Source organism: Staphylococcus sp. Ze2, from assembly GCF_048568365.1.
Lineage (GTDB): Bacteria > Bacillota > Bacilli > Staphylococcales > Staphylococcaceae > Staphylococcus > Staphylococcus xylosus.
The window spans coordinates 2,164,514-2,190,744 of sequence record NZ_CP183486.1; the positions used below are offsets into that span (position 1 = coordinate 2,164,514).

Sequence of the window (26,231 nt, forward strand, 5' to 3'; positions counted from 1 at the left end):
GTCTTAAAAAATAAAAAGCCATATTCTGTTTACTTTTATCAAACATTTTGTTTAATGCTTAATAAAAATATCAGAATATAGCTTTTATGACAATAGTTATTTTTATTTTGACGAAAAATATTTTTGTTCTGGTGAAGTTTGCACTGCTTTAACTACTTGATAACTGTTATAACCACTACTATTTTCGAATTCTTTGAAAATCTGTTTTTCTTCAGCTTTGCCAGGTACAATTTCTTTAAATTGTTTATAGCGATCTAGTACGAGTTGCCCTTCGACTTTAGATTCATAATAAGCCTCAACAGCATTGAAAAATGACACGACTTGCATCATCTCGTCATTCGTCCAATCTAAATCTATCGGATATTGATATTCCATTGTTCTTTACCTCCAATTCCCTTGATTTATATTCATAATATTTTAAATTAATATTTAGTATCATCTACATAGTATATACAAAAAAATCCGAGACATCTATTTATGCCCCGGACTCATTTGTCATATTGGTAATAAATGATTACATTGAGCATGAACTTAATTTAAGCTATGCTCAATTGTAAACATCTGTACCAGTGTGATAACAAATATTTGTTATATCACATTCATTTTTAACTTTAGTATGAAAATCTAAAGTAATTACATTGTATGGATAGGTAATCCTAATGCTTTTTCAGCAGCTTCCATAGACATTTCACCTAATGTTGGGTGAGCATGAATAGTTAAAGATAAGTCTTCAGCATTCATACCTGCTTCAATTGCTAAACCTAATTCAGAAATAATATCTGAAGCACCAGTACCAACTACTTGAGCACCTACTAATGTATTATCTTCTTTAAGTGTTAACAATTTAACAAATCCAGTTGTATCATCTAATGATAAAGCACGGCCATTAGCTGCATAAGGGAATTTAGAAGCTGTAACTGCTAATCCTTCTTCTTTAGCTTGAGCTTCAGTGTAACCTACAGTAGCAAGTTCTGGTTCAGTGAAACATACAGCAGGCATACCAATGTAGTCTACTTCAGATGCTTCGCCAGCAATTACTTCAGCAGCAACTTTAGCTTCATAGCTAGCTTTATGCGCAAGTGGTAAACCAGGAACGATATCACCAATTGCGAAAATGTTTTCAACTGAAGTACGGCTTTGTTTGTCTACTTCTAATAATCCACGATCTGCAAATTTAAGACCTAACTCTTCTAAGCCTAATTCGTCAGTGTTAGGACGACGTCCTACAGTAACTAATACGTAATCAGCATCGATTGTTTGTTCTTCACCTTTTACTTCATAAGTTACTTTAACACCATTTTCAGTTTCTTCAGCAGATTTAGCCATTGCTTCAGTTACAATTTCAACGCCTTTTTCTTTCATACCTTTTTTAACAGGTTGCGTCATTTGTTTTTCGAAACCACCTAAGATGTCTTTTGCACCTTCTAAGATAGTAACTTCTGAACCAAAGTTAGCGAAAGCAGTTCCTAATTCTGAACCAATGTAGCCTCCACCAACAACAACTAATTTACCAGGAACATCTTGTAAATTTAAAGCGCCAGTAGAATCAATTACGCGGTTACCAAACTTGAAGTTAGGGATTTCAATTGGTCTAGAACCAGTTGCAATAATCGCGTTTTTGAAGTTATAAGTTTGAGCACTTTTTTCATCCATAACACGTAGGCTATTGTTATCAACAAAGTAAGCTTCACCTTTTACGATTTCAACTTTATTACCTTTTAATAATCCTTCAACTCCACCAGTTAATTTCTTAACAACTGATTGCTTGAATTCTTGAACTTTATCAAATTTTAGTGAAACACTTTCAGCGATTACACCTAAATTTTCAGAGTTCTTCGTTTCGTCGTAACGATGCGAAGCGTGTAATAACGCTTTTGAAGGAATACATCCTACGTTAAGACATACACCACCAAGTTCGCCTTTTTCTACGATTGTTACTTTTTGACCTAATTGTGCCGCACGAATTGCTGCAACATATCCACCAGGTCCTGCTCCGATTACAATAGTATCTGTTTCAATTGGGAAATCTCCAACTACCATGTTTTACCCCTCCATTAATAATAATTCTGGATTATTTAATAAACGTTTAATATGATTCATAGCATTTTGTCCAGTAGCACCATCAATTTGTCTGTGGTCAAAGCTTAATGATAATGATAATACTGGAGCTGCAATAATTTCACCATCTTTAACGATAGGTTTTTGTGCAATGCGTCCAATACCTAAAATTGCAACTTCTGGGTTATTGATAACTGGCGTGAACCATTGTCCACCAGCTGAACCGATGTTACTGATTGTACAAGTAGCACCTTTCATTTCATCAGCTGATAATTTACCATCACGAGCTTTAACAGCAAGTTCATTAATTTCGTCTGAAATTGCAAACATAGATTTGCGATCAGCATTTTTAACTACTGGTACTAATAATCCTCTATCTGTATCAGCTGCGATACCAATATTCCAGTAATGTTTATGCACGATTTCGCCAGCTTCTTCGTTGAATTCTGTGTTAAGTGCTGGATATTTTTTAAGTGCAGAAACAAGTGCTTTTACAACGTAAGGTAAGAAAGTTAATTTAGTACCTTGCTCAGCTGCAACTTCTTTGAATTTTTTACGGTGATCCCATAATTCTTGAACATCAATTTCATCCATTAATGTTACGTGTGGTGCAGTGTGTTTTGAGTTAACCATTGCTTTAGCAATTGCTTTACGCATTGCAGGAATTTTTTCAGTAGTTTCTGGGTATTCACCTTCAGTAGAAACTGCTGCTGGTTGTGAAGCACCTGTGCTAGTTGTTTCTTCGCTAGTAGCTGCTGCACTTTCGTTAGAAGCAGATGCTTGACCACCATTTAAGTAAGCGTCAACGTCTTCTTTAGTAGTGCGTCCGTTTTTACCTGAACCTGAAACAGCTTTAATATTAATACCTTTTTCACGTGCGTATTTACGAACTGAAGGCATCGCTTTAACGCGTTTGCTTTCATCTACTTCTTCATCATTTGAAGATTGAGCAGGTGCTTCTGATGTAGTTTCTTCTGCTGGCGCTTCTGTTTCTTCGCTAGCAGCTTCGTCACTTTCGCTACCTTTAAATTGCATGTCTTCTGCATCTGGTGCGTCGATTTTAACAATTGTATCACCAACAACTGCTACAGTACCTTCGTCTACTAAAACTTCTTCAACAGTACCTGAAACAGGAGATGGAATTTCTACAACTGATTTGTCGTTTTGTACTTCTGCTAATACATCGTCTTCTTCAATTGTATCTCCAGCTTTAACAAACCATTTTACAATTTCACCTTCGTGGATACCTTCACCAATGTCGGGTAATTTAAATTCAAATGCCACGTTATTATCCTCCTAAAAATTCATATTAAGTCAAAAATTAGAAAACAGGTCGAGATAATTTACTCATACCTTCTTTGTTGTATATATAAACTTGAATGGAGTGTCGTATACGCTACTCCATTCAATGAGTATATTAAAATTCTAATGTTTCCTTTGCTTTTTCAATGATATCGTTTTTGTTTGGTAACCAAACGTTTTCAGCTTGTGTAAACGGATAGACAGTGTCAGCCGCTGCAACTCTTGCAATAGGAGCTTCTAATGAAAGAATTGAACGCTCAGCTAATTCAGATGCAACTGTAGCACCAACACCAGCTTGACGTTGAGCTTCTTGAACTACTACCGCACGACCAGTTTTTTCAACTGAAGCGACAAGTGTTTCAATATCAATTGGTTGAACAGTACGTAAGTCAATAACTTCTACTGAATAACCTTCTTTTTCTAATTCTTCTGCTGCTTTTAATGACTCTTGTACCATTGCACCATATGCAATAAGTGTTATGTCATTACCTTCTTGTTTTACGCTAGCTTTACCGATTTCAATTGTGTACTCTTCTTCAGGTACTTCATCACGGAAAGAACGGTATAATTTCATGTGCTCTAAATATACAACTGGGTCATTACTTCTAATTGCAGAAATTAATAATCCTTTAGCGTCGTACGGATTTGAAGGGATTACCACGTGTAAACCAGGTGATTGAGCTAAAATACCCTCTAAGTTATCAGCGTGTAATTCTGGTGTATGAACACCGCCACCAAATGGTGCACGAATTGTAACTGGAGCTTGTTTAGAGTTACCAGAACGGAAACGCGTACGCGCAATTTGTCCTGCTACAGAGTCGAATACTTCAAATACAAATCCTAAGAATTGTATTTCCATAACTGGACGGTATCCTTGTGTAGTTAAACCTAGAGCTAAACCACCAATACCAGATTCCGCTAAAGGTGTATCGAATACACGATCTTCTCCGAATTCTTTTTGTAAACCTTCAGTTACACGGAAAACACCACCGTTAACACCGACGTCTTCACCGAAAAGTAAGACATTTTCATCATTTTGTAATTCGGTTTTAAGCGCATTATTAATCGCTTGAACCATTGTCATTTGTGCCATCGGTTACTTCGACTCCTTCTCTTTATAAATTTCATATTGCTCAGCTAAATTTTGAGGCATTTCATCGTACATATTTTCCATCAAGTCAACAACTGTTTGTTTTTCAGTGTTGTCTGCTTCTTTAATAGCAGCTTTGATTTCAGATTTAGCACGTTCGATAACTTCGTTTTCTTTTTCTTCAGTCCATAAACCTTTATTTTCAAGGAATTTTCTAAAGCGTACTAATGGATCCTTTTTCTCCCATTCAGAATCTTCATCAGATGTTCTATATTTAGTTGGATCGTCACCAGCCATTGTATGAGGACCATAACGGTATGTTATTGTTTCAATTAATGTTGGACCTTCACCATTTACAGCACGATCACGCGCTTCTTTAGTTGCTTGATATACTGCTAATGCGTCCATACCATCAACTTGGATACCAGGGATACCAACTGAGATTGCTTTTTGAGCTAATGTTGTAGCTGCTGTTTGTTTACTACGTGGTGTAGAAATCGCATAGTTGTTATTTTGAATCACGAAAATTGCAGGTGCTTTATAAGCAGAAGCAAAGTTAATACCTTCATAGAAATCACCTTGTGACGAACCACCATCACCAGTGTAAGTGATTGCTACAGCTTGTTTACCACGTTTTTTAATACCTAATGCTACACCAGCTGTTTGAACATACTGTGCACCGATAATAATTTGTGGACTTAGAGCGTTAACTCCTTCAGGCATTCTATTACCTTTAAAGTGACCTCTTGAGAATAAGAAAGCTTCTGTTAAAGGTAAACCTTGCCAGATTAATTGTGGTACATCACGGTAACCTGGTAAAATAAAATCTTCTTGCTCTAAAGCATATTGTGAAGCTAATTGTGAAGCTTCTTGTCCTGCTGTTGGAGCATAGAAACCTAGTCTCCCTTGTCTATTTAATGAAATAGAACGTTGATCGAGGATACGTGTCCATACCATTCTTTCCATTAATTCAACTAATTGCTCGTCTGACAATTCTGGTAATAAATCTTCATTAACAACATTGCCATCTTCATTCAAAATTTGAATCATTTCAAATTTAGATTCAGTATCATTCAATACCTTCTCTGCATCGAATTGGGCTTTTAATTTCTGAGCCATTCAATTCACCAAACCTTTCCCGTATAGTAGAAATTCATTTTATCCTATCACATTGTACCACAAAACTGTTACACTGTTAAACAATTTGAAAAAGTTCTGTAATACTCAAAATGAGTACAGTTTTTCAATCTGTACTAATGAAAATTATAACACTGTACCACCAAAAATCCTGCGTTTTAATCTAGAATCTTCCTTTTAAATGTAAGCGCCCACAATGTTCATGCTATAATCGATTAACACAAATTTCAAATGTATTGCATCCAGTTTTAAGCAAGACTATCTACATCTTCTTTTTCTTGATTAACTTTGTTCATTGCATCTGAATATTTTTTAAACGCTTTATTCATATCTTTGTATGTTTTTGATACTGCTTCCGACTTTTTATCGATTTCAGCTTGATCCACTTGATTACCTGACGTGTATTTGAACATATCTTTCTCTTTAGTCAATATATTTTTATAAGCTTTAGAGTAATTGTCGTGTGCTTTGTACTTATCTTTAAGGGCATTATTCAATTCTTTAACTTCTTTTTTCTTTTGTTTATCACTTATGTTATCGACATGCTCTTGTGCTTTTTCAAACTCTTTTTCAGAATCATCAAGCGCTTTTTCTTCTTTTTCAAACTCTTTTTCTCTTTTTTCTACGTTATCCACTACTTTTTTTGAAGTTTCTTTAACTTCCTGCTGATCTTTTCCATTTATTTCTTTTACTAATTTTTGTTTTTCTTGCTCAAGGCTATTTAATTTTTTACCCACTGATGAAACAGGTTTCTCTTCATCAAATGCTTTTTGTACTTTTTCATTGTAGTCTTTAATTTCACCTTTATCTGTTGTACAACCTGCTACTAAAATTGTAGAAGCAAGAACTGCACCGATGCCATATTTTAATTTCATTTTGAGAAATCCTCCTTTATTTGTATGATATATTATATAATATTTTATGATAAATCAAATCTATCACTGTATTTTTCCTATTAAGTTTTGGTATATTTTATATTAAGGAAGGTGTATGAACAATGTTAACAATGAAAGATATTATCCGTGATGGACATCCAACACTTCGACAAAAAGCACAAGACGTGCCACTACCGATTTCTGATGAAAATCGCAATATATTAAAATCAATGCGAGAATTTTTAATTAATAGTCAAGATGAGGAAACTGCTAATAAATATGGTCTGCGTTCAGGCGTTGGGCTTGCTGCCCCTCAAATCAATGTTTCTAAAAAAATGATAGCTGTATACTTACCAGATGATGGTGATGGCAAAAGCTATGACCTTATGTTAGTGAATCCAAAAGTAGTAAGTCATAGTATACAAGAAGCTTACCTACCCACTGGTGAAGGATGCTTAAGCGTAGACGAAAATATTCCTGGTCTTGTCCATCGTAAATATAGAATTACAGTAAAAGCTACTGATATTGATGGTAAAGAAGTTAAATTACGTTTGAAAGGTTATCCTGCAATTGTGGTCCAACATGAAATTGACCATATTAATGGTGTTATGTTCTATGATCACATAAACCAAAACAATCCACTTGCACCACACGATGATGCAGTAGAAGTTTAACTTACACAGATTAAAAAATACCGTTAGCAATTTGATAATTTCAAATTGCTAACGGTATTTTTACATAAAGTCATCTCTTCGTTCATGGTAAGGAATTTCGAGTTCTTTTAATTCTGATTTCAATATATTTAACTCTTGAATATCTATAAACTCTGGATCATGATTATGTTTTACGTAAATTTGATTACCATTCACATTATCAATAATTTCATTATAATTAAAAAACATGATTACTTGTTCAGCACGCACCTCAAAAGTTACATCTTGAAATATTTTATCAGTTCGTTTTTTTTCAACTTTTACATCTTCAATAATTCTCTTTACTTGATCCATTTTTTCATCACCCTCAACATCACTTTCACTACGTTAATCTTCTTACTTTGCAATGATAATTATTTTCCTTTTCAATATTATCTTATAATAACTTTCATTTCTTACTCAAGCTTAAACTTATTTTTTTACAAATTTTCTGAAAAAATATGAAGTTAATTTTACATTCTATATAAAATATGAGCCTAATTGTTCGTATTAATGGCACGCAACAAGATAAAACTGCTTTATTTATTCTACTACATCATGTAAAATGAGAGGTAACTGAAAACATACAAACAATTATATTTGTGTTTTTCTAATCGAACGAAATTAAGAAAATCGCCCTAGCAACATACTGGGATAACTAGTATGTTGTATTTCTATAATGGTAGCGTAAACATCACGTTTTTGAAAATAATGATGATTCATCATAATCCTCGTCATTTTCATCCCACTTATAACACTAGGGTTTTACAATAAAAAAAGAAAATCAATAGATGATTTTTAGGAGGAAAATAATAAAATGGCAGTATTTAAAGTATTTTATCAACATAATAGTGAAGAAGTAATCATACGTGAAAACACGCAAACGATTTATGTTGAAGGACAAACAGAAGAACAAGTTAGAAGATATCTAAAAAACCGTAATTTTAATATTGAATTTATAACTAAATTAGAGGGCGCACATTTAGAGTATGAAAAACAATCAGATCATTTCAACGTGGAGCAAGCTGAATAATGAAACAAATTCATAAAAATGAAGTTGCGGTTTATGCACTTGGTGGCTTAGGTGAAATTGGTAAAAACACTTACGCCGTTGAGTATCAAGATGAAATCGTTATTATCGATGCCGGAATTAAATTTCCTGATGACAATTTATTAGGTATCGATTACGTTATTCCTGATATTACTTACCTAGAGCAGAACCAAGATAAAATCGTTGGGCTGTTTATTACTCATGGACACGAAGACCATATAGGTGGTGTGCCCTACCTATTAAAGAAAATTAATGTCCCTATATATGGCGGACCATTAGCTTTAGGCTTAATTAGAAATAAATTAGAAGAACATCATCTGCTAAGAACTACAGAACTTATTGAAATTGAAGAAAGTAGCGTAATTAAATCAAAACACTTTGAAGTTTCATTCTATTTAACTACGCACAGTATTCCAGAATCCTATGGTGTCATTGTAAACACACCTGAAGGTAATATCGTGCATACAGGAGATTTCAAATTTGATTTAACACCGGTTGGTGAGCCTGCTAATATAGCTAAAATGGCTAGACTTGGTGAAGAAGGTGTTCTATGCTTACTCTCTGATTCAACCAACTCATTAGTACCTGATTTCACATTAAGTGAACGCGAAGTTGGTCAAAACGTCGAAAAAATATTCAGAAATTGTAATGGCAGAATTATATTCGCTACATTCGCTTCTAATATTTATCGTGTTCAACAAGCCGTAGAAGCCGCAATTAAACATAATCGTAAGATTGTAACTTTTGGTCGTTCGATGGAAAATAATATAAAAATCGGTATGGAATTAGGTTATATCAAAGCACCACCAGAAACATTTGTTGAACCTAATAAAATCAACACAGTTCCGAAACATGAACTCTTGATTTTATGTACTGGTTCACAAGGTGAACCAATGGCTGCACTTTCAAGAATTGCCAATGGTACCCATAAACAAATTAAAATAATACCCGAAGATACGGTTGTCTTTAGTTCATCACCTATCCCAGGTAATACAAAGAGTATTAACCGTACGATTAACTCATTATATCGTGCTGGTGCAGAAGTTATTCATAATAAAGTATCGAATATCCATACCTCAGGACATGGTTCTAAAGGCGATCAACAATTGATGCTACGCTTATTACGCCCTAAGTTCTTCCTACCCATTCATGGTGAATACCGCATGCTAAAAGCACACGGTCAATCTGGAATCGAATGTGGTGTCGAACCCGATAATGTCTTTATATTTGATATAGGTGATGTCTTAGCTTTAACACGAGACACAGCACGTAAAGCTGGTAGAATTCCTTCAGGAAATGTACTTGTCGATGGTAGTGGCATTGGAGATATAGGTAACGTAGTTATTCGCGATAGAAAGCTATTATCTGAAGAAGGCTTAGTAATCGTTGTAGTTAGTATAGACTTTAATACGAACACACTGTTATCAGGCCCAGACCTTATTTCAAGAGGTTTCGTATATATGCGCGAATCAGGGCAACTGATTTATGATGCACAACGTAGAATTAAAACAGATGTAATTGCTAAGTTAAATCAAAACCCAGAGATTCAATGGCATCAAATTAAGTCATCTATTATCGAAACGTTGCAACCTTATCTATTTGAGAAAACTGCACGTAAACCAATGATATTACCAGTTATTATGAAAGTTAACGAAGATGGTAATCAATCATATTCTAAAAAGACTAATAATAATCAGCCTAAACCTAAGAAAAACAACACGAAGGCACCCGCTAAATCTAAAAAGCCAATAGATAAGAATAATAAAAAAGTTAATAATAATAATAAACAAAAACAAAATATTAATAAAAAGCAATCAACAGATTCAAAAGATTCAACAGATACACCATCAAACAAAGAATAGTGGTAAGTTGTACAAAATGTTGATTTGCGATAGCAAACATAAACAGAATTAATATTAATTAATAACGGTTCGTTTAGTAAGTACCAATACAAAGATGAAGTTGAGACGTCATTTCAAGTCTCAGCTTCATCTTTTTTATTGAAATTTAATCACTAGCATCTTAATCCCTAAATAAAAAATACGCTTAAAAGTAGCTATTGTATAAGTGGCTACTTTTAAACGCATTTTCTATCTTTAACTTTTATGAAATATATAATCATTATAACTTTTCATAAATTATTAATTTTAATAATCTTGTGCTAATTATCTCACTACTTTTTTCTCAAAACGATTTAAATCATTATCGTGTCCTATCATTATTAAAATATCGCCTATTTCTATACTTAAATTAGGATCTGGAGATACTAAGATTTCTCTACCACGCTTAATGGCAATAATACTAATGCCAAATTGTGCACGAATGTCCAATTGTATAATTGTTTGACCGGCCATTTTCTCACTTGCTTTGATTTCAACAATAGAATGTTCATCTGCCAGTTCTAAATAATCCAACACACTTGCACTAGCAACATTATGCGCAATTCTTCTTCCCATATCTCGTTCTGGATGCACGACCGTATCAGCACCAATTTTATTTAAAATCTTAGCATGATAATCGTTTTGGGCTTTTGCTGTTACTTTCTTCACGCCTAACTCTTTTAAAATTAAAGTCGTTAAGGTACTAGATTGAATATTTTCTCCAATAGCAACAATAACATGATCAAAGTTTCTAATACCTAAACTTTTCATCACAGCTTCATCCGTTGTATCTGCTACAACAGCGTGTGTTGCAATATCACTATATTCATTTACTCGAGCTTCATTCATATCTATTGCCATAACATCCATGTCTAATGCATTTAGTTCTCTTACTATACTTCCACCGAATCGACCTAGACCGATCACCACATATTCTTTATCCATATGCGTCCTCCAATTTAAAAATTGTGGCATATTAATTGAAATCGTTACTTTTAGAAGTATTACTTTCAATTAATATAACCACATTTGAAAATATTAAGTTATTTTTTGCCTTCTACATATTTTTTATCGAAAACAAATAATCTTAATAATAATATTAACGATGGAATGAGTAAAAGTAAACCTAAAATAAACACAATAATTAAAGCTATTGCCATACTACTATTTACAACACCTTCATCTATGCGAATGTAAGGATACAATATATACGGCAATTTACTTGCGCCATACCCGAAGAATGCAAAGCCCATTTGTAAAATCACTAATATAAATGCAAAGCCATGCCCTTTTTTCATAAGTGTTAATAGCATTGCTCCAACAAAACATATAAAGCTTAGTAGGAACACCCACCAATAATTTGTTACTGCATTTAAAAAGTGCCCTTCATTTTGCAAACGCAATGACAAGAATACAAATAATGATACTGCGATCATAGGTGCTCCCCAAATTAAGAACCAATATCTCAATAAATTGTAAGCTGGTTTATCTTTTGCTTTAGAAGCGTAAAATGTAAGAAACCCTGATGAGATATAAAGTACTGAAATAATCGCTAAAAAGACTACTGACCATGAATATGGACTAAGCAATAATTCTAACCAGTTTAAATCTAAATGATTTTCTGTGCCAGTGATATAACCACCTTCAGATATCGTTAACGTTGTAGCCAGTGCAGCTGGAATCAATAATCCAGCAATGCCGTACATTGCTAACCAAGGTAACTTTGTATCTGGACCATAGTTTTCAAAAGCGTAAAAGCCACCTCTAATTGATAGTAAAATCAACGCGATTGACGCTGGCAATAGTAACACTGTGCCAAAATACTTCGCTGCATCCGGGAAGAATCCAACCATTCCTACGAAGAAAAATACAAAGAACACATTTGTTACTTCCCATACTGGATTTAGATAACGTGCGATTAAATGATTAATTTTCTTATCCTGCTTCGTAATTTTTGCATGTAGTGTAAAAAAGCCTGCACCAAAATCAATTGAGGCGATAATGATGTAACAGAACAAGAAAATCCAAAGCACTGAAATACCAATATAAGCAAATATCATTCTGCTTCACCTCTTTCTGAAGCTAATGCTTCAACGTCTTTATAAGCTGGCTTATGTCTAAACATACGAATCAGTACATAAGCAGAAGTAACTATAAGCACGATATAAAGTAATCCAAATAATATCGTCACGAGTGTTAGGCCACCTGCTTGTGTTGCGGCATCAGCTACTTTTAGATAGCCCCGAACCATCCATGGTTGACGGCCTTGTTCTGTTAAGAACCAACCAAACTCAATTGCCAACATGGCTGCAGGTCCAGTCAATAATGCACCATATAACATTGGTTTAGAATGTGTAAATTTCCGTAACTTTTTAAATACAAGCGTCAACACGTATGCACCTGATACTACAAGGCAAAATACACCCATAGAAACCATTAAGTCAAAATAATAATGTACAATCATCGGCGGATGTAATTCCTCAGGGAAATCATTTAACCCTTTTACTTCCGTATTTGTATTATTATCTGCTAAGAAGCTTAAAATACCAGGGATTTTAACCGCACCTGAAACCTCTTGTGTTTTTTCATCTAAAGAACCAAATAGTACTAAATCTGCATTTGATTCTGTATCAAAATGCCACTCATATGCTGCTAGTTTTTCTGGTTGCTCTTGATGTAAGAATTTTGCTGACATATCCCCAGCTAACATTGAGCCCAAGGTGAATATCACACCTAGAATCATAGTTAATTTAAGTGCTTTTTTATGATACTCAGTATCTTTTTTAAATTTATTTCTTAATAATTTGAATGCTGCAATAGCTGCTAATACAAATGCCATCGTCATTAACGCAGTGGCTACAACGTGAAATGAACGTATTAAGAATGAATCATTAAACATTGCTACTAGTGGCTGTACGTTAACCATTTTACCGTTTTTCATTTCAAATCCAGCAGGTGTGTTCATGAATGAGTTAACTGCTGTGATAAAGAACGCGGAGAATGAGCCACCTAATATAACCGGAATACTTATTAGAAAATGTGTCCACTTCCCTTTAAAACGATCCCATGTATATAAGTAAATACTCAAGAAAATTGCTTCAAAGAAGAAAGCAAAAGTTTCCATAAACAATGGTAATGCTATAACGTGACCGCCCATTTGCATAAACGTTGGCCAAAGTAAAGACAATTGCAAACCAATAATAGTACCGGTTACAACACCAACCGCAACTGTGATGGTATAGCCTTTAGACCACCTTTTAGCCATAGCCGTATATGATGGATCATTTTTCTTAATCCCTAAAAACTCAGCAACAGCAAACATGACCGGTACACCTACTCCGATTGTTGCAAAAATTATATGAACTGCGAGTGTCATCGCAGTTAAAAAACGTGCTAATTCAACTGAATCCATAATATCACCTTTTTTATTTATTTGTGACAAAAATCACAACGTCTATTCATTATAAACTGCTTTACTTTTTTTTGAAATAAATTGCGCTCAAAATAAAGTGACAAATTAATGACCAATAACATGTAATTTTTAAACTTGAATAATTTATTAAAGTTTCTTATATTTAAGTAAATTACAATTATGAAAGGACAAAGTACCATGACTGAAATTATAATTTACACTCAAAATGATTGCCCCCCTTGTACGTTTATCAAAAATTACTTATCAGATAAAGCAATTGACTATACTGAAAAAAATATTAGCAATTCAAAATTCAGAAAGGAAATGATAGATTATGATGCATTTGCTACACCATTTATCTTAATAGACAACGAACCAATGTATCAAATTGATATGGATAAAATCAATCAAAGTCTAAACTTAAGTTAATTGGCTTTGTCCTCATTAACTCATATATCAAACCTAACTCAGAAAGTTTCTTTTTACAACAATTGTGTATTGAAAGACTTGAATAATAAAAAAACTGTTCACAAAGTTATTTAACTCTGTGAACAGTTTTTTGGTTAAAGCGATACACTAAAGCAATTCAAACTTATATGCATTCGCTTACAAAATTATTCAAAATTTTTATTTTGCGTATTGTTCAACCAATTCTTGCACTTCTTCTGAAGTCGCACAATTAATTGCTCTATCCGCTAGTTCTTCCATTTCATTTTGACTTAAACCTTTGATTTGTCGACGTGCTTTCAATATAGATGTCGCACTCATTGAAAACTCATCTAAACCTAGACCTAATAGCAATGGAATAGCAGTTTCATCTCCAGCCATTTCTCCGCACATACCAGTCCATTTTCCTTCATTATGTGAAGCTTTAATCACTTGTTTTACTAAACGTAAAATTGAAGGATTGTATGGTTGATACAAGTAAGAAACACGCTCAGACATACGATCAGCAGCCATTGTATATTGAATCAAATCATTTGTACCAATACTAAAGAAATCAACTTCTTTAGCAAATACATCTGCTAAAGCAGCAGTTGATGGTATCTCTACCATAATACCTAATTCAATATCGTCAGATACCTCAATGCCTTCGTTTGTTAAATTCTCTTTTTCTTCCAATAATAATGCTTTTGCATCTCGAAACTCTTTAATTGTGGCAACCATTGGGAACATGATATTTAATCTACCGTAAGTAGATGCACGTAATAATGCTCTTAATTGTGGTCTGAAAATATCAGGTTGATCTAAGCATAAACGAATTGCACGATATCCTAAGAATGGATTCATTTCTTCAGGTAAGTTTAAATATGGTAACTCTTTGTCGCCACCAATATCTAAAGTACGTACAACAACACGCTTATCTTCCATTGTTTCCAACACTTTTTTATAAGCCTCAAATTGTTCATCTTCAGTTGGCATTTCATCTCTACCCATATATAAGAACTCAGTACGGTATAATCCAATACCTTCTGCGCCATTTTCGATAACACCTTTTAAGTCATCTGGTGTACCTATGTTAGCAGCAAGCTCTACATGCGTTCCATCAGCTGTTGTTGAAGGTTCATCACGTAATTGTTGTAACGCTTGCTTATCTTCAAAGAAACGCTCACGTTTATTTTGGTACGCTATAACTTCGTCTTCAGTTGGGTCAATAATTACTTCACCAGTTAAACCATCAACGATAATCATATCGCCTTGTTTTACTTCTTTAGTAATTGATTTAGTGCCTACAACTGCAGCAATTTCTAATGAACGACTCATAATTGCAGAATGTGATGTTCTACCACCAATATTTGTAACAAATCCTTGTACAAATTCTTTGTTTAATTGAGCAGTATCTGAAGGTGTTAAATCGTTTCCGATTATAACAACGCTTTCATCAATCATACTAGGATTCGGTAATTCTACACCTAAGATGTGTGCTAATACACGTTTGGAAACGTCTCTAATATCAGCAGCACGCTCTTTCATGTATTCATTATCCATTGATTCGAATATTGTGATAAATTGTCCAGTTACATCAGATAATGCAGTTGGTGCGTTAACTTGTTCGTTTTTAATTTTATCTTCAATCGGTTGAATTAATTCAGGATCATCTAAAACTAATAAATGTGCATCAAAAATCGCTGCCTTATCGGCACCTAAATTCTCTTCTGCATTATTTCTAATCTTAGTTAATTCAACTTTAGATGTTTCGATAGCATGATTAAACTTAGCAATTTCAGCGTCGATATCCGTTACTTTTTCATTATCAAATGAAAGATCAGGTTCAACTAATAAATATGCTTTAGCAATAGCTACACCATCAGATGCAGCTATGCCATTAATATGATTAGACATAATTATTTAGTTAATCCTTCTTTAGATAAGATATCTGTAATTGCTTCGATTGCGTCAGTTTCATCGCTACCATCAGCGTAGATAGTGATTTCAGCATCTTTACCTACACCTAAACTCATAACACCCATGATTGATTTCAAGTTAACTTTTTTACCATTATATTCTAATTGAATATCTGAGTCGAATTTTGAAGCTGTTTGAACAAGCATTGTCGCTGGACGAGCGTGGATACCTGTTTCGTCAATAATTACATATGATTTTTGTTCCATAATATGATATCTCCTTCGTATAGTTAGAATCGTTAGTTTATTATAAAACCTAGCATAGTTTTATATAATAACATTACCAAATTATACATATAAATTCAATTCGTTGCACCCATGATATGACAATATTCAACGAATTTTAATCATTTTGTGAAAACGCTATAGTTCTAAACAAGTGTTTTCACAACTTTTTCACATTTTTGAATGTGTTCTTCCCCTATTTTCTTCATGAAGTAATAGCTTATTGAAGCAGAGATTGCTTGGCCAAGAATAGGAAACCATTTAGTTTGTTTAGCCGCTACTCGTTTTGCTACATCTCGAATAACTACTTTCAATATTGCATTAGATACTTTTTTACCTATAAATTGACTTCCTTGAATGGCAGCCGCTGCAAAAACACGTTCTTTCATATCGTCTCCCATATTATTAACTTGTTTATGGTCAAGACCATAAATCTTGTTTACATCTTCAATTATATCTCTCATGAGTTTAATATCTACACCAAAGTCTAAACCTGGAATTGGTACAATACTCACACTCGAAGATAAAACTGATTTTTTTCTAACAAGTGCTTGTGCTCTTTCACGGCGTTCCTCAATTTCAATATTAGTTGTAGGTATACTACTTTTTTGTTTAATATCTTCAATTTTTAATACTTTATTGCCTACTTTATTTGTAAATTTATTTGTTATTTTATTTTTAAAGCTCATCTCGTTCACTCCTTAAGTAAATTCATTCACATTAAAAATAATACCCTTTTTTCAAAGTTTTACTTTATTTTTACAAAAATAGCTTTTAAATATTTAGAAGGTTTATAATGAGGATGTGTTTTAAAGTCTTTAGGCAAGCCCATTACATCAACAATTTCATAATCTACATTTTCAGCTTTTAATGTTGTATTCACTACATTTTTAAATGCTTTTAATGAAAATGCACTATTATTTGTACACAATAATAACGTGCCGTCTGGTCCAAGTATATCTAGCGCACCTAAAATTAATTTATCGTAATCTTTTTGTACAGAAAACGTTTTTTTCTTATTTCTAGAAAAACTTGGAGGATCTATAACAATTGTGTCATAAAATAAATCATGACGACGTGCATAATTATAAAAATCAAATGTATCCATTACATAAATATATTGCGATTTAGGATCGATACTATTTAACCCTAAGTTTTCTTCAGTTAACGCACGAGAACGGTTTGCTAAATCTACACTTGTTGTCATTTCAGCTTTTTCTGCTGCAACGACTGAAAATGCACCCGTATAACTAAAAACATTTAATATTTCTTTATTTTCTGCGTATTGGTCTTTTAATTTTTTACGTACTTCTTTCTGATCTAAAAAGATGCCAGTCATCGGCCCATCGTCTAAGTGTACATTATAAAAAGTAAAGTTCTCTTCAATTACAATTGGAAATTCTGGTGCTTCACCATCAACAAAGCCACCTTCGATTTCTGCATCTTTAAAACGCATTTTTTCATATACTGAAGTGTAAGGAAAGACCGCTTTTAAGGCTGACAGTACATTATAACGGAATTTATAAATCCCTTTTGAATACCATTGAATTAAGAAATGTCCATCGTAGTTGTCTATTGTCAGACCGCCAACGCCATCTCCTTCACCATTAAAGACTCTAAAAGCGTTTGTTCCGTCGATATTATAAAAATACGTTCTTTCAGATTTTGCTGTTTCAAATAGTCTTTCAAAAAATTGCGTGTTAATCACTTCATTTTTATCATAACTTAAAACCCATCCGATTCCTTTATGTTGTTTACCAACATATGCAGTAGCAATATATTGTTCCTGATTATTAACTAAATAAAATAAATCTCCTTCTTTTAAATGGTCATGTGAGTAAATATCATCTTCATCTATAAGTGGATATTCATTTAAATACTTTGTTTCTTTACCTCTATTTAATGTGGCAGTTTTCATAAAATTATGTCAGCCTTTCTGCTTTTTATATTTATAATTTTTCTTCGCTTACTTATTCTATCATCTCAACCTTATGGTAACATCAATTATCTTTAAATAACTACATTATTGTTAGTAAATATTAAAGGCCGAGACAACTAATATATGTCTCAGCCTTTTAAAGATTATATTGGAAAAATCTGACTAAAATTGAAAAGTATGCTCATTTGTCACAAACTTGATTCTTTAATAGTCACTATTACCAGAGTCAGTCGATATCATCTTATTTATTCAATAAGATTTAACGCTTCGTCTTATCTGCTTCAATGTCCTAGTGCATTAATATTTACTTGGTTCACGTAATTTCATTACAAAAGCTACTACAATAGCAATTAACATAATTAGTAATATTGGTGTTATGAAAATTGATAGTAATAAGCCATGTACCATAATATTCACAAATTCAGTTAGTAATTTGAAAAATAATAAACTGACCATGAATAGTTGTAAATAGTAAAATCTATCTTTCAAGAAATTTGTTAATGTCGTTAATATATAAATAATGATGATAAACATTAACAGCAGCAATGTTATCCACTCAATTACGTATTGTGTTTGAGAAATCTCCCAATTGCCAGACACAAACAATGAATTTCTATTGTTAAATTCAATTAAAGTAAAAAACAATAGGACTGCGCCACAAAATAATTCTACATACGCTGATTTTACCCATTTTGGTATTTTCATCCAATTAGGAATATCATCCTCTTGAATATCAATTTTTTCTTTCCACTTCGTAATGAATTTATCTTTTTTATCTCTTGCTTTTTGAATATCTACACTTCTACGTGTCTTCCTAGTAAATTCTGTCGTTTTATCTTGTATGTTTTTCCACGTTTCTTTCGTTTGATTTGTTACTGTGCCTTTACTTGTTCTAGATAATTCCGGTTCTTCTTCACCAAGTTCTTGCTTAGTTAGTGGAAGGGATCTTCTTAAGAATAAAAAGTTCCAAATTGACATTTGACCTAGTAACCACATGATTATGAAAAATGTGTTCACACTTAAAATATCAATCGGTATAATTTCATCACTATCAATTCTTCCGTATAGCACAATTTGCGTGAGTAAATAACTAATACCATAACTGAAAATAATCCAAAGATAATGGTATTTTCTATGATCTGTATTTAACTCATCCTTATAAACGATGTAACCAATGTGAATTACAAATGGTATTACGAAAATAATAGCAAAGAAGCTATAAACTTGAGTCATTAATATTAACGTGATAATAAAGAACAATATACCAACAACTAAAAAGAATATTGAAATATCATAGTCGTATCTTGTTGTTCTAAATAGAGTGAAACCAAGCAAAATAACACCAATACCGAATAAAATGATTATAATGGCACTAATTACTGGGAAATTCCCAATATAATTGCTTATTACTCTAATTATTTCACCAAAGAATGCGTTTATAAAATCCCATACATTATGAATATGTAAGTCAATTTTACCCTTGTTATTTAATTTATCAATTAAAGGTAAATTAATTAAAATGATGAGACCTGTGAAAAGCGAAACGATGCCTATAATATAACTATACAATATCTCAGCGTGTTTCTTCAAAAAAGACATACCATTCACCTCAAAAGTTATTATATATTAACATTTAGTTCTTGTCTTTAAGAATTTAATAAATACGTCCATAGTATGATATAAATCGATGTATAGTCAACTTTCCACTTATATCATACATTTAAACAATAAATTGATTATAACTAAGACTAAAATTTAAATCACTAGTTTTGTTTGATTTTTTTATGTTGTGGTATGTATATATTATACAAGCCATATAGTTTAAAAGGAGTGTTTAATCTATGAGTAAAGAAGAATTAAACAAAAAAGCCGCAGAACAAGCAAAAGAAGCGGAAGATAAATTAAAAGATAAGAAAGAAAAAGCTGATGATAGTACAGAAGAAACTAAAAAGAATGTACAAGATTCATTAGACTAAATGTTTCAATAATATAAGTATCACGTGCTTTAAAATATAAATGTAAATTCGACAAGTGAGGGTAGAGCATAATTATGCTCTACCCTCACCTTCTTATGTGATTTTTCAATGTCATTTCATTAGTATAGATATGATATGCTTTAAAACAATATTTCTAGATGAAAACATTATATATTAAAATGCAATGCGATAAGATGTGTATTAATATAATAGCTCATCTTCGTCTTATATGAGCACCTTGATTAAATGATAGAATTATTAGCTCTAATGGCAGTAAAGTACATACATTATATATTAAATTTAATGGACAGTCTTGACATTATCCCACAAAAGTCATACATTATAGTTAAATTTAAAATTATCATTCGCACTAGGGGTGTTTTGTGACTGAGATGAGGTATACCCTCAAACCCTTTGAACCTGATCTAGATGAAACTAGCGTAGGAAAGTGTACTAATCACCTATTTTCAGGTATTTGTATGCCTATATTTTAACGCGCAACTTTCTAGAAGGTTGTGCGTTTTTTATATTAGGAGGCGTTTTAATGTCAAAAGGATTAAAGCTTTCAGAAATTCTAGTGACTGTATTAATTGCTGTTGTTTTTGCAGTTATTTACAACATATGGAATTTTGTGTATAAAGCGTTACAAGTTACAGGATTACATTTTGAAGAATTAACATATGGTGCTTGGTTCATGGCTGCTATCGTTGCATACCTAATTATTCCTAAAGCTGGTATTGCAATTTTAGCTGAATTTGCTGCTGGTGCCGGTGAAACTATTGTCATGGGCCGTTTTGATATAGCAACTATGGTCTATGCCTTATTACAAGGTGTAGCCTGTGAAATTGTATTTGCTATTTTCAAATATAAATCTCGTTCAGCAATGATTGCAATGCTCGCTGGACTCTTAGCTTCTATTTCAACATTACCTTTAGACTTTGCTTATGGTTATTTAGGTGAAATTGCAGGTTGGAATCTAACGTTATATATTGGCTTCAGACTTATAAGTGGTATCGTCGTTGCCGGCCTAATTTCCTACTATATTGTAAAAGCATTGGATCAAACGGGCGTAACCAAATTGTTTAGACCTGCTTCAGCAAGTGACTATGATAATTTATAAGGAGCAATCACGTTGATAGCTACAAAAAATTTACGATTAAAATATCCAAACGGTAAGAGAAAGATATTTGATAATTTATCACTTCAAATCAACGAAAACGAAAAAGTACTTTTACTAGGTCCATCAGGTTCTGGCAAAAGCACTTTGTTAAATGTATTAAGTGGCATTGTACCAAACCTTATTGATTTACCTATCAAATATGATGAATTGATTATCGATGATTCTAGTAGTGTTATATTCCAAGATCCAGATAGTCAATTTTGTATGCCTAAAGTTGACGAAGAATTAGCTTTTGTTTTAGAAAATCAACAAATTCCTCGCCACGAAATGGATGAACGTATAGATAACGCATTAAAAGCCGTCGATTTAAAAGTTGATAAAAACCAATACATTAATCAGCTAAGCGGTGGTATGAAGCAGAAACTAGCAATTGCCGAAACGATATTACAACAATCGAACACCTTATTTTTAGATGAACCTACCGCAATGTTAGATGTTGAATCTACTGCAGAATTATGGGGTAAAATCAAAGCCCTGTGGCAAGATCAAACAGTTATTATTGTCGAACACAAAGTGAATCATATATGGCAACATATGGATCGTGTCATCTTATTAAATTATGAGGGTGACATCATTGCCGATAACACGCCCGAGGAAATCTTGAATGAACATGAAGATTTGTTAACAGAATATGGTGTTTGGCACCCGAACGCATGGCAATATGCCCCACCAACTATGCATTTCAATAGTGGTAGCTCAAACTTAGACCTTGAATTTGATAATGTAACTATAAAACGTGGTAAGCGAAATCTTGTTAATATATCTCAATTAAATGTAGGTACTGGAGAATGGATTACAATTACAGGCGCAAATGGCTCTGGAAAAACATCATTACTCGAATCAATGATGCAATTAATTAAATATGAAGGACGTATGTTAGTGAATCATCGGCCTTTCAATAAAATTAAAGTAGCCGCTAAATATATGTATTTAGTTTATCAAAATCCAGAGTTACAATTCATTACCTCCTCCGTTTATGATGAAATTTATATTCAATATAGAAATAAATTTAATTCTAAACAAGAAGCTGAGACGCAGACTGAAGCGATGTTAGAAACGCTTAACTTGTTATCAGTAAAGTCTCAACATCCTTATGAACTTTCAATAGGTCAAAAAAGACGTTTAAGTGTTGCAATCGCACTAAGTTCATCATCTGATTTCATATTACTTGATGAGCCTACATTCGGCCTCGATAGTCATAATACATTTAATTTAATAAAATTATTTCAACAACGTGTAGCAAGTGGTCAGACTATTGTTATGGTTACACACGATTCAGAAATTATATCTCGTTATCCAACACGAAGACTACATTTATCACATCACGTCATAGAAGAAATGGCCGGTGATTCTTATGTTTGATATTTGGAAGAAACATTATACTTTTGTAGATGATGTAAATATAATTACTAAGTTAGCAATCGCTATTATTTTATTTTTCTTTGTTATATTTGTTCATCAATTTGATTTCATGCTCTACATTGTATGCTTGATGCTACTATTTTTGTTGGCTTTTAATGGTTTGCAATTAAAAATCACTTTAACTTTTGTTATTTTAACAATGCTATTCAGCCTCATATCTGCGTTGTTTATGATTTTTTATGGTGATGGTACGCACACACTATTCCAATTTGGTTTTATCCATATTACTTCAGAGAGTTTATATCGTGGCTTACATTTAGCCATGCGTACGACTACCATCTCATTTTTCGGGGTTTTAATTGCTTTCACTTCTCAGATTGTTTTAGTTTTTTACAGTTTAATGCAACACTTAAAAGTAAAACCTAAAGTTGCTTATGCCTTTATGGCAGCAATTCGTATGGTTCCACTTATGTTCATTTCATTAATACAACTTAGAAAATCATTAAAAATGCGTTATCAGTTAATTAACGCACAAAATTATCGTGGCTTTAAAAAATTAAAACATTTATTAATTCCTTTGTTAAGCCAAAATATTCGTAAAGCACATCAGCTATCTGTAGCAATGGAAAAAAATGGATTTAAAGATGGTCCAAGAACATATTATTATTATGCGCCTTTCTCGTATAAAGATTTTCTATTAATTTTAGTAATGGGTATCATGTTATTAAGTGCTTATTTATTAGCTCAATACATTCCCATTACTGGCATTGAAGATATACGTGTAACAGATATTTATTAAAAGGATTAACCACTTTTTAAGTAGACATATTATCCAAAAAGAAAAGCGATTGGACAAAATTTAAACCACTTTGTCCAATCGCTTTTTAATTTCATGATAAACTTTTAACTATTTTATTGCTTTATTACTAATATCTTTACGATAGAAAAGACCATCGCTTTCTATTTTGTCGACCGCTTCATAGGCATTAAATTTAGCTTCAGCAATATTTTCACCTTCGCCTAATGCTAATATGACACGACCGCCCGAAGTAACATACTCATCATTTTCTTTCTTTAAACCACTTATAAAGTAATCTCCATTTAAATTAAACCCTGATACTCGATGCCCTTTTTCATATTGTCCTGGATAACCTTTTGAAGCTAACATAACACCTACAACCGCATTATCTTTCCATTCGAAATTGATAGGCGCTTTTTCTTCTAAATCAATTATATGTTGCATCAAGTCGCTCTCCATACGTGTGAGTAGTACTTGTGCTTCAGGATCACCAAAACGAGCATTAAATTCTATTACTTTTGGACCGTCTGCTGTAATAATTGCGCCTATATAAAGCACACCAAAAAATGAATACCCTTCTTGGACCATAGCTTTGGCAATTGGTTGAGCAATTTCGTCGTTAGTACGTTTCAAGATTGATTCATCAATATGAGGTACTGGACAATAAGCACCCATCCCACCTGTGTTTGGGCCTTGATCATTATCGTATGCACGTTTATGATCTTGCGCAATACAATCAAATGGTACTGCGTAGTCACCATTAACCATAGTCATAAGTGAAAATTCTTCGCCTTTAAGGAATTGTTCAAATACAACAACACCCTTTTCTTCAGGATATAAAGTTTCTACACCTGCTTGTGCTTCTTCATAATTATTTGCAATAATAACACCTTTACCAGCAGCTAACCCATCTTTCTTTAATACAACAGGATATTCACAAGATGCAATATATTGTAAGGCACTCTGTTTATTAGTAATTTCTTTGTATTCTGCCGTTGGTATTTTATATTTTTCCATTAATTGTTTTGCAAATAATTTTGAACCTTCTATTTGCGCAGCAGCTTGATTTGGACCAAACACTTTGACATCTGCTGCTTGTAATTTATCAGTTAAACCTTCTGTTAGTGGTAGTTCTGGCCCAATAATCGTCCACGCTATTTCATGTTGTTGTGCAAATGCCACTATTTTTTCATGATCAGTTTCAGCTATTTCCGTATGGATTATCGCTACATCTGCCATTGCATCATTACCTGGGATAGCATGTATTTCATTAACGAGAGGTGATTGACTTAATTTATGTGCTAAAACATGTTCTCTACCACCTGCACCAATTACAAGTACTTTCATATAATATATGGCCTCCATTATTAATGTTTAAAGTGTCTAACGCCTGTAGTTACCATAGCAATACCGTGTTTATTTGCCATATCAATAGATGCTTGGTCTTTAATTGAACCACCTGGTTGAATAATCGCTTTAATGCCTGATTTAGCAGCTAGCTCAACAGTATCATCCATTGGGAAGAAACCATCGGAAATCATTGCTACATCGTCGTTAATTTCAATCGCACGATCAATAGCGATTTGCGCTGAGCCAACACGGTTCATTTGTCCTGCACCAATACCCATAGTTTGTTTGGCGTTACTTAATATAATTGCATTACTTTTAACTGAAGCAACTACTTTCCACCCTAGTAACATCGCATCCCATTGTGCTTCTGTAGGTTCAACATCAGTTACGACATTCATTTCTTCACGTTTCAAAGCTACATTGTCTTTATCTTGTACTAAGTAACCACCTGAGACTGATACAACTTCTTGTTCACTATTATCAATAGTCATATCAATTTCTAATAATCTAATATTTTTCTTTTGACTTAAAACATCTAAAGCTTCTTGCGTGAATTTTGGTGCAATAATAACTTCTAGGAAAATACCATGCAATGTTTCAGCTAATGATTTTTCAACTGTTCTATTTAAAGCTACAATACCACCAAAGATAGATTGGCTGTCAGCTTCAAAGGCATGTTGGTAAGCTTCATCAATTGAACTAGCAACGCCAACGCCACAAGGATTCATATGTTTCACAGCAACTGCTGCTGGTTGTTCAAACTGTTTAACAAGTGATAAAGCAGCGTCAGCATCTTTAATATTATTATAACTTAATTGTTTACCGTGTAATTGCTTAGCACCGGCAAGTGTATGTGATGCATCCGAAGTACGTACAAAATATGCAGACTGTTGTGGGTTTTCACCATAACGTAAACTTTCTTTATTATCTTTAAAATAATCGACAATTGCAGCATCATATTCATTTGTATGTTCAAATACTTTAATCATTAATGATTTACGATAATCTTCATCTAACTGGTCTTCTTTTAATCTATTTATGATTTCATTATAATCAGCAGGGTGAACTACTGTTGTTACGTGTTTATAGTTCTTAGCTGCTGCACGTAACATTGTAGGACCACCAATATCTATATTTTCAATCGCGTCATCATCTGTAACATTTGGATTAGCAACCGTTTCTTTAAATGGGTAAAGATTCACCACGACCATATCTATTAAATCAATTTGTTGTTCTTTTAATTGTTCTAAGTGTTCAGGTTTATCACGATCTGCTAAAATACCACCATGCACCGATGGATGTAACGTCTTAACTCTGCCATCCATAATTTCTTCAAATTGCGTTAAGTCAGAAATAGATTTTACAGGTACGCCCGCTTCTGCGATTGCACGCATCGTTCCACCTGTTGAATATAATTCATAACCATTTTTTGTAAGTGATTGCGCAAACGCTACAATCCCTGTTTTGTTAGACACACTTAAAATTGCTTTCTTCATTA

At 33.0% G+C, this 26,231-nt stretch carries 25 protein-coding genes and 1 riboswitch; of the genes, 8 read left to right on the forward strand and 17 right to left on the reverse strand.

Annotated features, from left to right (window positions below; all coding sequences use genetic code 11):
* Nucleotides 1–102: 102 nt before the first annotated feature.
* From ACM591_RS10175 to ACM591_RS10200, 6 genes are all read right to left on the reverse strand, one after another.
* Nucleotides 103–375, reverse strand: a complete 273-nt coding sequence (locus ACM591_RS10175; RefSeq protein ID WP_326007577.1) for a UPF0223 family protein — start codon at nucleotides 373–375, stop codon at nucleotides 103–105.
* A gap of 258 nt (nucleotides 376–633) precedes the next feature.
* Nucleotides 634–2,040: a dihydrolipoyl dehydrogenase gene (gene lpdA, locus ACM591_RS10180; RefSeq protein WP_029379071.1), complete on the reverse strand. Its 1,407-nt coding sequence runs from the start codon at nucleotides 2,038–2,040 to the stop codon at nucleotides 634–636.
* 3 nt (nucleotides 2,041–2,043) lie between these two features.
* On the reverse strand, nucleotides 2,044–3,342 hold the full coding sequence (locus ACM591_RS10185) for a dihydrolipoamide acetyltransferase family protein (RefSeq protein ID WP_029379072.1): 1,299 nt from the start codon (nucleotides 3,340–3,342) through the stop codon (nucleotides 2,044–2,046).
* A 133-nt stretch (nucleotides 3,343–3,475) separates the two neighbouring features.
* The gene (locus ACM591_RS10190) at nucleotides 3,476–4,453 is read right to left on the reverse strand and encodes an alpha-ketoacid dehydrogenase subunit beta (protein ID WP_017724146.1); all 978 of its coding nucleotides are present in this window, start codon (nucleotides 4,451–4,453) and stop codon (nucleotides 3,476–3,478) included.
* A gap of 3 nt (nucleotides 4,454–4,456) precedes the next feature.
* A complete protein-coding gene (gene pdhA / locus ACM591_RS10195; RefSeq protein WP_017724145.1) occupies nucleotides 4,457–5,569 on the reverse strand; it encodes a pyruvate dehydrogenase (acetyl-transferring) E1 component subunit alpha in 1,113 nt (370 codons plus the stop codon).
* A 266-nt stretch (nucleotides 5,570–5,835) separates the two neighbouring features.
* Nucleotides 5,836–6,462 carry a YkyA family protein gene (locus ACM591_RS10200; RefSeq protein WP_225489229.1) on the reverse strand — a complete coding sequence of 209 codons (627 nt, stop codon included), beginning with the start codon at nucleotides 6,460–6,462 and terminating at the stop codon, nucleotides 5,836–5,838.
* Between the two features lie 122 nt (nucleotides 6,463–6,584).
* On the opposite strand from ACM591_RS10200, the gene def reads away from it, so the two are divergent.
* Nucleotides 6,585–7,136, forward strand: a complete 552-nt coding sequence (gene def / locus ACM591_RS10205) for a peptide deformylase (protein WP_029379074.1) — start codon at nucleotides 6,585–6,587, stop codon at nucleotides 7,134–7,136.
* 60 nt (nucleotides 7,137–7,196) lie between these two features.
* On the opposite strand, the gene ACM591_RS10210 is transcribed toward def, so the two are convergent.
* On the reverse strand, nucleotides 7,197–7,469 hold the full coding sequence (locus ACM591_RS10210; protein ID WP_029379075.1) for a hypothetical protein: 273 nt from the start codon (nucleotides 7,467–7,469) through the stop codon (nucleotides 7,197–7,199).
* A 502-nt stretch (nucleotides 7,470–7,971) separates the two neighbouring features.
* On the opposite strand from ACM591_RS10210, the gene ACM591_RS10215 reads away from it, so the two are divergent.
* Together ACM591_RS10215 and rnjA are read left to right on the forward strand one after the other, a co-directional pair.
* On the forward strand, nucleotides 7,972–8,187 hold the full coding sequence (locus ACM591_RS10215; RefSeq protein ID WP_029379076.1) for a DNA-dependent RNA polymerase subunit epsilon: 216 nt from the start codon (nucleotides 7,972–7,974) through the stop codon (nucleotides 8,185–8,187).
* A complete protein-coding gene (rnjA, locus tag ACM591_RS10220; RefSeq protein WP_038678279.1) occupies nucleotides 8,187–10,067 on the forward strand; it encodes a ribonuclease J1 in 1,881 nt (626 codons plus the stop codon). The genes ACM591_RS10215 and rnjA overlap by 1 nt, the downstream gene beginning before the upstream one ends.
* Nucleotides 10,068–10,370: 303 nt before the next feature.
* Here the strand turns inward: rnjA and ACM591_RS10225 are convergent, their stop codons facing one another.
* From ACM591_RS10225 to ACM591_RS10235, 3 genes are all read right to left on the reverse strand, one after another.
* Nucleotides 10,371–11,030, reverse strand: a complete 660-nt coding sequence (locus tag ACM591_RS10225; RefSeq protein ID WP_017724139.1) for a potassium channel family protein — start codon at nucleotides 11,028–11,030, stop codon at nucleotides 10,371–10,373.
* Nucleotides 11,031–11,128: 98 nt separating this feature from the next.
* Nucleotides 11,129–12,145, reverse strand: a complete 1,017-nt coding sequence (locus tag ACM591_RS10230) for a cytochrome d ubiquinol oxidase subunit II (protein WP_029379078.1) — start codon at nucleotides 12,143–12,145, stop codon at nucleotides 11,129–11,131.
* Nucleotides 12,142–13,497, reverse strand: coding sequence for a cytochrome ubiquinol oxidase subunit I (locus ACM591_RS10235; protein ID WP_029379079.1), 1,356 nt, complete (start codon nucleotides 13,495–13,497; stop codon nucleotides 12,142–12,144). The genes ACM591_RS10230 and ACM591_RS10235 overlap by 4 nt, the downstream gene beginning before the upstream one ends.
* A gap of 198 nt (nucleotides 13,498–13,695) precedes the next feature.
* Between ACM591_RS10235 and ACM591_RS10240 the strand changes: the two genes are divergently transcribed.
* On the forward strand, nucleotides 13,696–13,926 hold the full coding sequence (locus tag ACM591_RS10240; protein WP_029379080.1) for a glutaredoxin family protein: 231 nt from the start codon (nucleotides 13,696–13,698) through the stop codon (nucleotides 13,924–13,926).
* A 198-nt stretch (nucleotides 13,927–14,124) separates the two neighbouring features.
* On the opposite strand, the gene ptsP is transcribed toward ACM591_RS10240, so the two are convergent.
* The 5 genes from ptsP to auxA form a co-directional block, all read right to left on the reverse strand.
* Entirely contained in the window at nucleotides 14,125–15,840 is a 1,716-nt protein-coding gene (ptsP, locus tag ACM591_RS10245) for a phosphoenolpyruvate--protein phosphotransferase (RefSeq protein ID WP_038678276.1), read from the reverse strand.
* Nucleotides 15,841–15,842: 2 nt separating this feature from the next.
* Nucleotides 15,843–16,109, reverse strand: coding sequence for a phosphocarrier protein HPr (locus tag ACM591_RS10250; protein WP_017724134.1), 267 nt, complete (start codon nucleotides 16,107–16,109; stop codon nucleotides 15,843–15,845).
* Between the two features lie 164 nt (nucleotides 16,110–16,273).
* On the reverse strand, nucleotides 16,274–16,816 hold the full coding sequence (locus ACM591_RS10255) for a hypothetical protein (protein WP_029379082.1): 543 nt from the start codon (nucleotides 16,814–16,816) through the stop codon (nucleotides 16,274–16,276).
* A 59-nt stretch (nucleotides 16,817–16,875) separates the two neighbouring features.
* The gene (locus tag ACM591_RS10260; RefSeq protein WP_029379083.1) at nucleotides 16,876–18,045 is read right to left on the reverse strand and encodes a class I SAM-dependent rRNA methyltransferase; all 1,170 of its coding nucleotides are present in this window, start codon (nucleotides 18,043–18,045) and stop codon (nucleotides 16,876–16,878) included.
* 318 nt (nucleotides 18,046–18,363) lie between these two features.
* Nucleotides 18,364–19,665, reverse strand: a complete 1,302-nt coding sequence (gene auxA / locus ACM591_RS10265; protein WP_029379084.1) for a lipoteichoic acid stability factor AuxA — start codon at nucleotides 19,663–19,665, stop codon at nucleotides 18,364–18,366.
* 242 nt (nucleotides 19,666–19,907) lie between these two features.
* On the opposite strand from auxA, the gene graF reads away from it, so the two are divergent.
* The 4 genes from graF (at nucleotide 19,908) to ACM591_RS10285 (ending at nucleotide 23,383) form a co-directional block, all read left to right on the forward strand.
* Nucleotides 19,908–20,042: a glycopeptide resistance-associated protein GraF gene (graF, locus tag ACM591_RS10270; RefSeq protein WP_194185128.1), complete on the forward strand. Its 135-nt coding sequence runs from the start codon at nucleotides 19,908–19,910 to the stop codon at nucleotides 20,040–20,042.
* Nucleotides 20,043–20,404: 362 nt separating this feature from the next.
* Nucleotides 20,405–20,506: riboswitch (TPP riboswitch) on the forward strand.
* 80 nt (nucleotides 20,507–20,586) lie between these two features.
* Nucleotides 20,587–21,162, forward strand: a complete 576-nt coding sequence (locus ACM591_RS10275; RefSeq protein ID WP_029379085.1) for an ECF transporter S component — start codon at nucleotides 20,587–20,589, stop codon at nucleotides 21,160–21,162.
* A gap of 12 nt (nucleotides 21,163–21,174) precedes the next feature.
* Nucleotides 21,175–22,584 carry an ABC transporter ATP-binding protein gene (locus ACM591_RS10280; RefSeq protein WP_217971716.1) on the forward strand — a complete coding sequence of 470 codons (1,410 nt, stop codon included), beginning with the start codon at nucleotides 21,175–21,177 and terminating at the stop codon, nucleotides 22,582–22,584.
* Nucleotides 22,577–23,383, forward strand: a complete 807-nt coding sequence (locus ACM591_RS10285) for an energy-coupling factor transporter transmembrane component T family protein (protein ID WP_029379087.1) — start codon at nucleotides 22,577–22,579, stop codon at nucleotides 23,381–23,383. The genes ACM591_RS10280 and ACM591_RS10285 overlap by 8 nt, the downstream gene beginning before the upstream one ends.
* 108 nt (nucleotides 23,384–23,491) lie before the next feature.
* Here the strand turns inward: ACM591_RS10285 and purD are convergent, their stop codons facing one another.
* Complete coding sequence (purD, locus tag ACM591_RS10290; protein WP_418354375.1) at nucleotides 23,492–24,730, reverse strand: phosphoribosylamine--glycine ligase; 1,239 nt, start codon at nucleotides 24,728–24,730, stop codon at nucleotides 23,492–23,494.
* Between the two features lie 20 nt (nucleotides 24,731–24,750).
* Nucleotides 24,751–26,229: a bifunctional phosphoribosylaminoimidazolecarboxamide formyltransferase/IMP cyclohydrolase gene (purH, locus tag ACM591_RS10295; RefSeq protein ID WP_326007573.1), complete on the reverse strand. Its 1,479-nt coding sequence runs from the start codon at nucleotides 26,227–26,229 to the stop codon at nucleotides 24,751–24,753.
* Between the last annotated feature and the right edge of the window lie 2 nt (nucleotides 26,230–26,231).

Excerpts from the sequence above, each read along its gene's own strand:
- ACM591_RS10175 (WP_326007577.1), bottom strand. The coding sequence starts at position 375 with ATGGAATATCAATATCCGATAGATTTAGATTGGACGAATGACGAGATG.
- lpdA (WP_029379071.1), bottom strand. The coding sequence starts at position 2,040 with ATGGTAGTTGGAGATTTCCCAATTGAAACAGATACTATTGTAATCGGA.
- ACM591_RS10190 (WP_017724146.1), bottom strand. The coding sequence starts at position 4,453 with ATGGCACAAATGACAATGGTTCAAGCGATTAATAATGCGCTTAAAACC.
- pdhA (WP_017724145.1), bottom strand. The coding sequence starts at position 5,569 with ATGGCTCAGAAATTAAAAGCCCAATTCGATGCAGAGAAGGTATTGAAT.
- ACM591_RS10200 (WP_225489229.1), bottom strand. The coding sequence starts at position 6,462 with ATGAAATTAAAATATGGCATCGGTGCAGTTCTTGCTTCTACAATTTTA.
- def (WP_029379074.1), top strand. The coding sequence starts at position 6,585 with ATGTTAACAATGAAAGATATTATCCGTGATGGACATCCAACACTTCGA.
- ACM591_RS10210 (WP_029379075.1), bottom strand. The coding sequence starts at position 7,469 with ATGGATCAAGTAAAGAGAATTATTGAAGATGTAAAAGTTGAAAAAAAA.
- ACM591_RS10215 (WP_029379076.1), top strand. The coding sequence starts at position 7,972 with ATGGCAGTATTTAAAGTATTTTATCAACATAATAGTGAAGAAGTAATC.
- rnjA (WP_038678279.1), top strand. The coding sequence starts at position 8,187 with ATGAAACAAATTCATAAAAATGAAGTTGCGGTTTATGCACTTGGTGGC.
- ACM591_RS10225 (WP_017724139.1), bottom strand. The coding sequence starts at position 11,030 with ATGGATAAAGAATATGTGGTGATCGGTCTAGGTCGATTCGGTGGAAGT.
- ACM591_RS10230 (WP_029379078.1), bottom strand. The coding sequence starts at position 12,145 with ATGATATTTGCTTATATTGGTATTTCAGTGCTTTGGATTTTCTTGTTC.
- ACM591_RS10235 (WP_029379079.1), bottom strand. The coding sequence starts at position 13,497 with ATGGATTCAGTTGAATTAGCACGTTTTTTAACTGCGATGACACTCGCA.
- ACM591_RS10240 (WP_029379080.1), top strand. The coding sequence starts at position 13,696 with ATGACTGAAATTATAATTTACACTCAAAATGATTGCCCCCCTTGTACG.
- ptsP (WP_038678276.1), bottom strand. The coding sequence starts at position 15,840 with ATGTCTAATCATATTAATGGCATAGCTGCATCTGATGGTGTAGCTATT.
- ACM591_RS10250 (WP_017724134.1), bottom strand. The coding sequence starts at position 16,109 with ATGGAACAAAAATCATATGTAATTATTGACGAAACAGGTATCCACGCT.
- ACM591_RS10255 (WP_029379082.1), bottom strand. The coding sequence starts at position 16,816 with ATGAGCTTTAAAAATAAAATAACAAATAAATTTACAAATAAAGTAGGC.
- ACM591_RS10260 (WP_029379083.1), bottom strand. The coding sequence starts at position 18,045 with ATGAAAACTGCCACATTAAATAGAGGTAAAGAAACAAAGTATTTAAAT.
- auxA (WP_029379084.1), bottom strand. The coding sequence starts at position 19,665 with ATGTCTTTTTTGAAGAAACACGCTGAGATATTGTATAGTTATATTATA.
- graF (WP_194185128.1), top strand. The coding sequence starts at position 19,908 with ATGAGTAAAGAAGAATTAAACAAAAAAGCCGCAGAACAAGCAAAAGAA.
- ACM591_RS10275 (WP_029379085.1), top strand. The coding sequence starts at position 20,587 with ATGTCAAAAGGATTAAAGCTTTCAGAAATTCTAGTGACTGTATTAATT.
- ACM591_RS10285 (WP_029379087.1), top strand. The coding sequence starts at position 22,577 with ATGTTTGATATTTGGAAGAAACATTATACTTTTGTAGATGATGTAAAT.
- purD (WP_418354375.1), bottom strand. The coding sequence starts at position 24,730 with ATGAAAGTACTTGTAATTGGTGCAGGTGGTAGAGAACATGTTTTAGCA.
- purH (WP_326007573.1), bottom strand. The coding sequence starts at position 26,229 with ATGAAGAAAGCAATTTTAAGTGTGTCTAACAAAACAGGGATTGTAGCG.